The sequence below is a fragment of the Streptomyces spongiae genome (genome assembly GCF_009377185.1).
GTDB lineage: Bacteria > Actinomycetota > Actinomycetes > Streptomycetales > Streptomycetaceae > Streptomyces > Streptomyces spongiae.
On record NZ_VJZC01000982.1, the window covers coordinates 1 to 2,026 of the forward strand.

3 protein-coding genes are annotated in these 2,026 nt (G+C 71.0%); all 3 read left to right on the plus strand.

Annotated features, from left to right (window positions below; all coding sequences use genetic code 11):
• The first annotated feature begins 47 nt into the window (after positions 1-47).
• Positions 48-710, plus strand: a complete 663-nt coding sequence (locus FNH08_RS49380) for a hypothetical protein (protein ID WP_152778505.1) — start codon at positions 48-50, stop codon at positions 708-710.
• 104 nt (positions 711-814) lie between these two features.
• Positions 815-1,675, plus strand: coding sequence for a peptidoglycan-binding protein (locus FNH08_RS49385; protein WP_152778506.1), 861 nt, complete (start codon positions 815-817; stop codon positions 1,673-1,675).
• A gap of 26 nt (positions 1,676-1,701) precedes the next feature.
• Positions 1,702-2,004 carry a hypothetical protein gene (locus FNH08_RS49390; protein WP_152778508.1) on the plus strand — a complete coding sequence of 101 codons (303 nt, stop codon included), beginning with the start codon at positions 1,702-1,704 and terminating at the stop codon, positions 2,002-2,004.
• The last annotated feature ends 22 nt before the right edge of the window (positions 2,005-2,026 follow it).

Here is a 2,026-nt window from a genome sequence, read left to right on the forward strand (position 1 = left end):
GCCCCTGAGACCACCACCAGCACTCCCCGAAAGGAGGCGGAAACGGCATGACCGCCTACACGCCCCTCAGCGGACTCCCCTACCCGCAGCCCACGGACACGGCCAACCTGCCCCTGCACTTCCAGTCCATGGCGGAGGCGATCGACAGCCGTACGATCCTGCGCTACGCGAACGCCGCCGCCCGTGACACCGCGATCACGACACCCGCGGCCGGCATGGTCGCCTGGCTGAGCAGCCCGGGACAGCTGACGCACTACACGGGCACGGTGTGGGCGCCGGTCGCCCCGGTGCCGGTGTTCCTCTTCAACAACGACGCCGGTACGACGAACTCGACCACCGCCTCGGAGACTCTGACCGGCGCGACCGGCGACCCGCTGGTGGCTAGCTTCGTGGCGCCGCCGACCGGCAAGGCGATCGTGACGGTGGGCACGTGGATGCACAACTCCTCTGCCACGACCGGCTATATGAGCGCGACCATCAAGAAGGTCTCGGACAACTCGGTGTTCCTGGCGTCCTCGATCGACCGGGCCGCCACGGTCTACAACACCGACCGCGCCTCGGTCTCCAGCCAGTTCCTGCTCACGGGCCTGACGGCGGGCACGGCCTATTCGGCGACCCCGACGTACTGGTCGGCGGTCAACACCAACGTCACCCCGGCGAACATCGTCAGCTACGACAACCGCTTCGTCAGGATCGACCCGATCCTCTGACCGCCCCGTTCCCCGCAGCCCCGGTACGCCGCGCCCAGCGGCGCACCGGGGCTTCTGCCTGTCCACCCGCACCGACCTGTCCACCCGCACCGAAAGGAATCCCCATGGCCACACCCCTGTCCGCGTCGGCCTTCGCGAGAGCGCTGCGCGCCGAAGGCGTCACCGTCAAGGAGCACGGCACCTGGTCGACCCACAACCGCAACGCCGTCGGCGCCTGGGGCCCGGCCCAGGGCGTGATGCTGCACCACACCGCCGGCACCCACAGCGTCACGCTCTGCCGCACCGGCCTCGCCGACCTGCCGGGCCCTCTGTGCATCGCGGTGATCGCCAAGGACGGCACGGTCCATCTCGTGGGGTACGGCCGCACGAACCACGCGGGCCGCGGCTCGCAGACCGCCTACAACGCCGTACGGGGCGGAACGGCCCTCCCGTCCAGACCGGGTGCCGACGCCGTCGACGGCAACGCCCACTTCTACGGCTTCGAGATCGAGAACCTCGGCAACGGCCGGGACCCGTACCCCGAAGCCCAGCTGTCGGCCGTGGAGAGGGTCGCCGCGGCCGTCTGCCGTGCCCACGGCTGGAGTTCGTCACGGGTCATCGGTCACAAGGAGTGGACGCGACGCAAGATCGACCCGACGTTCTCGATGGCGTCGATGCGCACGCGGATAGCGAAGCGCCTGGGAAAACCCACGAGCGGGACCGGGTCGACGCCGGCCGCCCACGTCCCCTTCCCTGGCGCCGCGTTCTTCACGAACGGCCGCCACAGCGCGATCGTCACGGCCATGGGCCGACGCCTGGTCGCGGAGGGCTGCGGCCGCTACGAGATCGGCCCCGGCCCGGTCTGGACGGAGGCCGACCGCCGCTCGTACGCCGCCTGGCAGCGCAGGCTCGGCTACTCCGGCGCCGACGCGGACGGCATCCCTGGGCACGTGAGCTGGGACAGGCTCCGTGTGCCGCGCACGTGAGGAACCACGGAACGAGGAGATACGCGATGCCCGCCCGCCGAAGCAGTGGGCCGACCGAAGAGGTGCCGATCGTGAACAGCGACGAACGAGCAGGCGTGGTCCTGGAGTTGGAGCGTCTCCGCCGCGCCGTGGACGTCGGCTTCGCCACCACCCGGGGCGACCTGGCCCTCCTCCTTCAGCGCGCCGACCAGACGGACAAGACGCTGTCGGAGCACGAGGAACGCCTGGACACCCTGGAACGCGCCCGCTGGCCGCTCCCGTCCCTGGCCGCGGTGATCTCCTGCGCGGCCCTGGCGGTGACGCTGTGGTCGGTGGCGAGCGGGAGGTAGTGAGGACGAGGGCGGGGGCGGG